The sequence below is a fragment of the Streptomyces sp. ISL-99 genome (assembly GCF_018614005.1).
Classification (GTDB): domain Bacteria; phylum Actinomycetota; class Actinomycetes; order Streptomycetales; family Streptomycetaceae; genus Streptomyces; species Streptomyces flavidovirens.
In genome coordinates this window covers 142,907-149,511 of the sequence record NZ_JAGGPC010000017.1, presented here as the reverse complement: position 1 = coordinate 149,511, position 6,605 = coordinate 142,907, and the positions used below count along the sequence as shown (strand labels likewise).

Sequence of the window (6,605 nt, the reverse complement as noted above, 5' to 3'; positions counted from 1 at the left end):
GGGCGTCTCCTCGGGCGTCGAACGTTCGGGTACTGCGTTGGTTCGTTCGCGGTGGTTGCGTTCAACGCCCTGCGGGGAGCGCCCCGGCACGTCCCCTCCCGGCACCGTTGACTGCTGGGCGGGGGCGCTGGGGGAGCCGGCCGGGGTGTTCCCTCCTGGCACCGTTGGCTGCTGGGCCGGGGTGGTTTCTTGCGGGCCGGCGGGCCCGGGTGCGTCGCTCACCCCACAATGCTTTCCCCGGGGAGGGGGCGCGGCAACTTGTGGCACAGAACACCATCGAAACGGTTTCGTTTCGATGGGGTGGCGGCGTACGGTTGTGGAGTACGAAACGGTTTCGTTCAGTTGGAGGTGGGTTGCCATGGCGCGTACGCGGCTCACGGCTGAGCGTGAAGGTGAGTTGTACGAGGCCGTGCTGGATCTGCTGCGTGAGGGCGGTTACGACGGCCTCACCATGGACGCCATCGCGTCCCGCACCCGGTCCAGCAAGGCCACCCTCTACCGCCAGTGGGGAAGCAAGCCCGAACTCGTCGTGAGGGCGCTGCGCCACAACAAGCCCGTCAGCGTCGGTGACATCGACACCGGCACGCTGAGGGGTGACTTCCGTGCCCTGGTGGAGCGGACCGACGACTGCCAGCTGGAGAGGGACTCCGCGCTGATGCGGGGTCTCGCCCAGGCCGTGCACGAGAACCCCGATCTCCACCAGGCGCTGCGGGAGTTGCTCATCGCGCCCGAGCTCACCGGGCTGGACGGCATGCTGCGGCGTGCTGTCGACCGGGGGGAGATCCCCGCCGAGACGGCCGCCCTGCGGTACGTCCCGCACATGCTGGTCGGCGCCTTCGTCGCCCAGGAACTCATCGAGGGCCGGTCGCCCGACCGGGCCTTCCTCTCCGACTACATCGATGCCGTGGTGCTGCCCGCGTTGGGCGCCGCCTGATGGCCCCGGTGTAGTGCAATCGCGGCGCCGTGGAGTGCCCACCCGGCGTCCGTCCCCGCAGCAAAGCTCCACCTGACGCGTACCGCTCTCGTCGTCGGGCTGGTCAACCCATGCCCTGTACGTACCAACGACCTGACCGGGAGTACGCCCTCGTGGCCACATTCCTTTACAAGATGGGCCGGCTCGCCTTCCGCCGCCGCCCCTTCGTCGCCCTCGCCTGGATAGTGCTGCTGGTGCTGGCCGGTGTCGGCGCCGCTTCGGCGTCCACTGCTGCCTCCAGTTCGTTCTCGATACCGGGGACCGAGGCTCAGAAGGCATTCGATCTGCTGGACGAGCGCTTTCCCGGTGCCGCCGCGGACGGTGCCACCGCCCGCGTGGTGTTCAAGGCTCCCGAAGGGGAGCGGATGACCGACGCCGGCCACCGGGAGGAGGTGGAGAACGTTGTTGATCGTCTGAAGTCCGGGGCCGGTGCCGATCAGATCGCCTCGGTCGTCGATCCGTACGCGGCCAAGGCGGTGAGCCGTGACGGTACGACGGCTTACACCCAGGTGTCGTACAAGGTCAGTGGTATGGAGCTGAGTGAGGCGGCTCGGGAGGCCCTCGTCGAAGCCGGTGACGAGGCTCGGGACGCCGGGCTGACCGTCGAGATCGGCGGTGACGCTCTGCAGGCCGTGCCCGAGACCGGGGCGGGTGAGATCGTCGGCGTCGTGGTCGCCGCGATCGTGCTGGTTATCACCTTCGGGTCGCTGGTCGCCGCCGGGCTGCCGCTGCTCACCGCGATCATCGGTGTGGGTATCGGTGTCTCCACCATCACCGCGCTCGCCAATGTTCTCGATCTTGGACCCACCACCTCGACGCTCGCGATGATGATCGGGCTCGCGGTCGGCATCGACTACGCGCTGTTCATTGTTTCGCGTTACCGCGCCGAGCTGGCCGAGGGGCGTGAGCCCGAGGACGCCGCCGGGCGGGCTGTCGGGACTGCTGGGTCCGCCGTGGTGTTCGCCGGACTGACCGTGGTGATCGCGCTGGTGGGGCTCGCCGTCGTCAACATTCCCATGCTGACGAAGATGGGCTTCGCCGCGGCCGGCACGGTCGTGATCGCCGTTCTCATCGCGCTCACGCTGGTTCCGGCGCTGCTCGGGTTCGCCGGCAAGAAGGTCTTCGGGCGTAAGGACCGGAAGCGGCAGAGGGGTGCTGCCGCTGAGGGGAAAGCCAATATGGGTACGCGGTGGGCTCGGTTCGTACTGCGTCGGCCGGTTGCCGTGCTGGTCACCGCCGTCGTGGGGCTGGGTGTGGTCGCCGTACCCGCCGCCTCGCTGGAGATGGGGCTGCCCGACGACGGGTCGCAGCCGGTCAGTACCACTCAGCGCAAGGCGTACGACCTTCTGTCCGACGGGTTCGGGCCCGGCTTCAACGGGCCCTTGATGCTCGTGGTCGACGTGGAGGGAGCCGAGCGGCCGCAGGACGCGGTCGGGCGGGTCACCGACATCGTGAAGGGCATGGACGGCGTCACCGCCACTGTGCCGGGGCCGCTGAACAAGGCCGGCGACACGTCGGTCATCACGGTCGTGCCCAAGGACCGCCCCAGCTCGGAGGGGACCGAGGAGCTCGTACGCTCCATCCGTGGGGCCGGTGCGGGTGTCAAGGAAGAGACCGGCGCCGAGGTGCTGGTCACCGGGGCCACGGCCATGAACATCGACTTCTCGCAGAAGATGAACGACGCGCTGCTGCCCTACCTCGCGCTCGTCGTCGGCCTGGCGTTTCTGCTGCTGATGCTGGTCTTCCGCTCGGTGCTCGTCCCGCTCAAGGCGGCGCTCGGGTTCCTGCTGTCCGTGGTGGCGGCGCTCGGCGCGGTGGTCGCGGTCTTCCAGTGGGGCTGGCTGGCGGACGTGATGGGCGTTGAGCAGACCGGGCCCGTGATGTCGATGATGCCGATCTTCATGGTGGGCGTCGTCTTCGGTCTCGCCATGGACTACGAGGTCTTCCTTGTCACGCGCATGCGTGAGGCTTACGTCCACGGGGAGCGGCCGGGGCAGGCCATCGTCACCGGCTTCCAGCACGGCGCGCGCGTCGTCACCGCGGCGGCCGTGATCATGATGGCCGTCTTCGCCGGGTTCATCGGGTCCAGCGAGTCGATGGTCAAGATGATCGGCTTCGGGCTGGCGATCGCCGTGTTCTTCGATGCCTTCGTCGTACGGATGGCCATCGTGCCCGCCGTGCTGGCGCTGCTCGGCAAGAAGGCGTGGTGGCTGCCGCGCTGGCTGGACAAGGCGCTGCCGAATGTGGACGTCGAGGGCGAGCAGCTGCGCAAGGCGCTGGGTGACGGTGCCGGTGATGCCGCTGAGGGCGAGCGGGAGCTGGTGCGCGCGTAGGCACTAGGCACGAAAAAGCTCCGGGGCCGCTCCTTGAGCGGAGGGTGGTCCCGGTCGCGCACCGGCTCGTGGGGACGGGATCCGGTGCGGCGGTGAGGTCCCCCCGGCCACAAGGCCGGGGGGACCTCACCGTTTCAGTGGGTGACCTCAGGGGTGACGGGCTCCTCGGCCGCGTGCGTGCGGCGCAGGAAGCGGAGCAGCGGCGCCCGGTCGAACTGGATCACGGCCATGCCCTGCTCCGAACGCAGCTCCATCACGGCCTGCACCCTGCCGCACGGCCACACCCGTACATCACCGCTCTCGGTTTCGGCCGGACGGGTCATGCCCGCCTCCAGCAGGGCCCGGGTGAAGACCCATTCGTTCTCCGCGCCGTCGGGCGAGACGTCCGGCGGGAAGATCAGGCGCACGGCGCGCGGGTCCTCCTCCGGGTCGTAGCGGAGGGCGACGGGGACGGCGTGGCGCTGGGGGCCGTCCGTGACGAGGCAGGCCCGTGCGTGGTCCTCAATTACTGGATGCATCGGGCTGCTCCTCAGGTTCGGGGGCTTTTGCCCTCTAATGTCCCATATCTTGGGGCGCGCGCTCCGCTCTATTTGTGACCTGTGCGCTCTTGCGACCTCTTTGCAAGAGGGCAATCATCGAACGGTTAATTACACCGCAGGAAGCGGAGCCTCCCCATGCATGTCCCCGACGGATTCATCAACACACCTGTCTCGGCTGTGGCGGGTGTCGCAGCGGTGGGCGCCGTCGCCGTCAGCCTGCGCGGCGCACGCCGTGAACTGGACGAGCGGACGGCCCCGCTCGCCGGGCTCGTCGCCGCGTTCATCTTCGCCGTACAGATGCTCAACTTCCCCGTCGCGGCCGGCACCAGCGGGCATCTGCTCGGGGGCGCGCTCGCCGCGATACTCGTCGGGCCGTTCACGGGTGTGCTGTGCATCTCTGTCGTGCTGCTGATGCAGGGCATCCTCTTCGCGGACGGCGGGCTCACCGCGCTCGGCGTCAACATCACCGTCATGGGCGTGGTGACGGTCGTCGTCGCCTATGGGCTCTTCCGTGGACTCGTGAAGGTGCTTCCGCGCCGCCGCTCGTCGGTCACGGCCTCCGCGTTCGTCGCCGCCCTGATGTCCGTGCCCGCAGCGGCCGCCGCCTTCACGCTGATCTACGCCGTCGGGGGCACGACGGACGTGCCGATCGGGAAGGTGCTGACCGCCATGGTCGGCGTACACGTCCTCATCGGCATCGGCGAGGCCGCGATCACCGCGCTGACCGTGGGCGCCGTCATCGCCGTACGCCCCGACCTGGTGCACGGCGCGCGCGGGCTCTCCGCGCCGCTCAAGCTGCTGGTGGGCGGCGAGCTGGTGGACGCGGCTCCGGCGTCGCGGGAACCGGATCCCGTCGCCGCTCGCTCCACCCGCAAGGTGTGGGGGGCGGGGCTGGCCGCCGCGGTCGTCCTGGCGGGGTTCGTCTCGTTCTACGCTTCCGCCAGTCCCGACGGGCTGGAGAAGGTCGCCGCCGACCAGGGCATCGACAAGAAGGTCGAGGAGCACGCCGCCGCGGACTCCCCGCTCGCCGACTACAGCATCAGCGGCATCAGTGACGGCCGGATCTCCGGCGGCCTCGCGGGCGTCGTCGGCGTCGGCGCGACCGTCGTCGTCGGCAGCGGCGTCTTCTTGACGGTGCGGCGCCGGCGCGGGCAGCAGCAGCCGGCGGTCGTGGCCACGTCGGCCCGTACCGGGGAAAAGGAAACGGCCTGACATGGGCGCGGGGCACGCACACAAGCTCTACCGCCACGGGCACAGCGTGGTGCACGCCCTGCCGCCGCACTGCAAGCTCGCCGCCGTCTTCTGCTTCGTGCTGGTCGTCGTCTCCACGCCGCGCGAGGCGATGTGGGCGTTCGGGTTGTACGCCGTACTGCTCGGCGGGGTCGCGTACGCCGCGCGCGTGCCGGCCGGGTACCTGCTCAAGCGGCTGCTCATCGAGGTGCCGTTCGTGGCGTTCGCCGTCCTGATGCCGTTCGTGGCCCAGGGAGAGCGGGTGGAGGTGCTCGGCATGTCGCTGAGCGTCTCGGGCCTGTGGGGCGCGTGGAACGTCCTGGCCAAGGGCACGCTCGGCGTCGCCGCGTCTGTGCTGCTCGCGTCCACGACGGAGCTGCGGTCGCTGCTGCTGGGGCTCCAGCGGCTGAAGCTGCCGCCGCTGCTCGTGCAGATCGCGTCGTTCATGATCCGCTACGGCGATGTGATCACGGACGAGATGCGCCGGATGTCGATCGCGCGGCGCTCGCGCGGATTCGAGGCGCGGGGCGTGCGGCACTGGGGAGTGCTCGGCAAGACGGCGGGTGCGCTCTTCATCCGCTCGTACGAGAGAGGCGAGCGGGTGCATCTGGCCATGGTCAGCAGGGGGTACACCGGCACCATGCCGGTGATCGACGAAGTGACCGCGACGCGGGCGCAGTGGTCGTACGCGGCGGCGCTCCCGGTGTCCGCGCTGGCGGTCTGTCTGCTGGGATGGAACCTATGACCCCCATGACCATGTCTCTTGAGGTGAGCGGCCTTGCGTACGCCTACCCCGACGGCCACCAGGCGCTCTTCGGCGTCGACCTGAACGTCGCGCGCGGCGAGCGGGTCGCGCTGCTCGGGCCGAACGGCGCGGGCAAGACCACGCTCGTACTGCACCTCAACGGCATCCTCACGGCCGGCGCGGGTTCCGTGACCGTGGCCGGGCTGCCGGTCGGCAAGCGGCACCTCGCCGAGATCCGGCGCCGGGTCGGCATCGTCTTCCAGGACCCCGACGACCAGCTGTTCATGCCGACGGTCCGCGAGGACGTGGCCTTCGGCCCCGCCGCCGCCGGGATGCGTGGCGCGGAGCTGGAGGCGTGTGTGACGGCGGCGCTGGAGCGGGTGGGCATGGCGGAGTACGCCGACCGGCCGCCGCACCACCTGTCGTTCGGGCAGCGGCGCAGGGTGGCTGTCGCGACCGTACTGGCGATGGAGCCGGAGATCCTGGTGCTGGACGAGCCGTCGTCCAACCTGGATCCGGCGTCCCGGCGCGAACTGGCGGACATTTTGCGGTCGTTGGACGTGACGGTGCTGATGGTCACGCACGATCTTCCGTACGCCCTTGAGCTGTGCCCGCGTTCGGTGATCCTGAGCGGCGGAGTGATGGTGGCGGACGAGCGGACGCAGGAGCTGTTGTCGGACGAGGCGGTGATGCGGGAGCACCGGCTGGAGCTGCCGTTCGGCTTTGACCCGGGGTCGGTGCGGGTGGAGGTGTAGGGGGCGGGCGGCGGGGTGGGGAACAGGCTC

The 6,605-nt window shown here is 69.8% G+C and carries 6 protein-coding genes and 1 pseudogene; 5 read left to right on the top strand and 2 right to left on the bottom strand.

Annotated features, from left to right (window positions below; all coding sequences use genetic code 11):
- Positions 1 to 222 (bottom strand): annotated as a pseudogene (locus J7E91_RS11095) (hypothetical protein); the annotation flags it as partial.
- Positions 223 to 358: 136 nt separating this feature from the next.
- On the opposite strand from J7E91_RS11095, the gene J7E91_RS11090 reads away from it, so the two are divergent.
- Positions 359 to 934 carry a TetR/AcrR family transcriptional regulator gene (locus J7E91_RS11090; protein WP_214901411.1) on the top strand — a complete coding sequence of 192 codons (576 nt, stop codon included), beginning with the start codon at positions 359 to 361 and terminating at the stop codon, positions 932 to 934.
- A gap of 152 nt (positions 935 to 1,086) precedes the next feature.
- Positions 1,087 to 3,306, top strand: a complete 2,220-nt coding sequence (locus tag J7E91_RS11085; protein ID WP_214901409.1) for an MMPL family transporter — start codon at positions 1,087 to 1,089, stop codon at positions 3,304 to 3,306.
- A 134-nt stretch (positions 3,307 to 3,440) separates the two neighbouring features.
- Here the strand turns inward: J7E91_RS11085 and J7E91_RS11080 are convergent, their stop codons facing one another.
- Positions 3,441 to 3,824, bottom strand: coding sequence for an SsgA family sporulation/cell division regulator (locus tag J7E91_RS11080; RefSeq protein ID WP_214901407.1), 384 nt, complete (start codon positions 3,822 to 3,824; stop codon positions 3,441 to 3,443).
- Between the two features lie 156 nt (positions 3,825 to 3,980).
- Here J7E91_RS11080 and J7E91_RS11075 point away from each other — a divergent pair, with 156 nt between their 5' ends.
- Genes J7E91_RS11075 through J7E91_RS11065 form a run of 3 tightly spaced genes read left to right on the top strand, consistent with a single transcriptional unit; the run spans position 3,981 to position 6,575 of the window.
- Positions 3,981 to 5,057: an energy-coupling factor ABC transporter permease gene (locus J7E91_RS11075; protein ID WP_214901405.1), complete on the top strand. Its 1,077-nt coding sequence runs from the start codon at positions 3,981 to 3,983 to the stop codon at positions 5,055 to 5,057.
- A 1-nt stretch (position 5,058) separates the two neighbouring features.
- A complete protein-coding gene (gene cbiQ / locus J7E91_RS11070) occupies positions 5,059 to 5,820 on the top strand; it encodes a cobalt ECF transporter T component CbiQ (RefSeq protein WP_214901402.1) in 762 nt (253 codons plus the stop codon).
- A 5-nt stretch (positions 5,821 to 5,825) separates the two neighbouring features.
- On the top strand, positions 5,826 to 6,575 hold the full coding sequence (locus J7E91_RS11065) for an energy-coupling factor ABC transporter ATP-binding protein (RefSeq protein WP_374224665.1): 750 nt from the start codon (positions 5,826 to 5,828) through the stop codon (positions 6,573 to 6,575).
- Positions 6,576 to 6,605 lie beyond the last annotated feature (30 nt).

Excerpts from the sequence above, each read along its gene's own strand:
- J7E91_RS11090 (WP_214901411.1), top strand. The coding sequence starts at position 359 with ATGGCGCGTACGCGGCTCACGGCTGAGCGTGAAGGTGAGTTGTACGAG.
- J7E91_RS11080 (WP_214901407.1), bottom strand. The coding sequence starts at position 3,824 with ATGCATCCAGTAATTGAGGACCACGCACGGGCCTGCCTCGTCACGGAC.
- J7E91_RS11075 (WP_214901405.1), top strand. The coding sequence starts at position 3,981 with ATGCATGTCCCCGACGGATTCATCAACACACCTGTCTCGGCTGTGGCG.
- cbiQ (WP_214901402.1), top strand. The coding sequence starts at position 5,059 with ATGGGCGCGGGGCACGCACACAAGCTCTACCGCCACGGGCACAGCGTG.
- J7E91_RS11065 (WP_374224665.1), top strand. The coding sequence starts at position 5,826 with ATGACCATGTCTCTTGAGGTGAGCGGCCTTGCGTACGCCTACCCCGAC.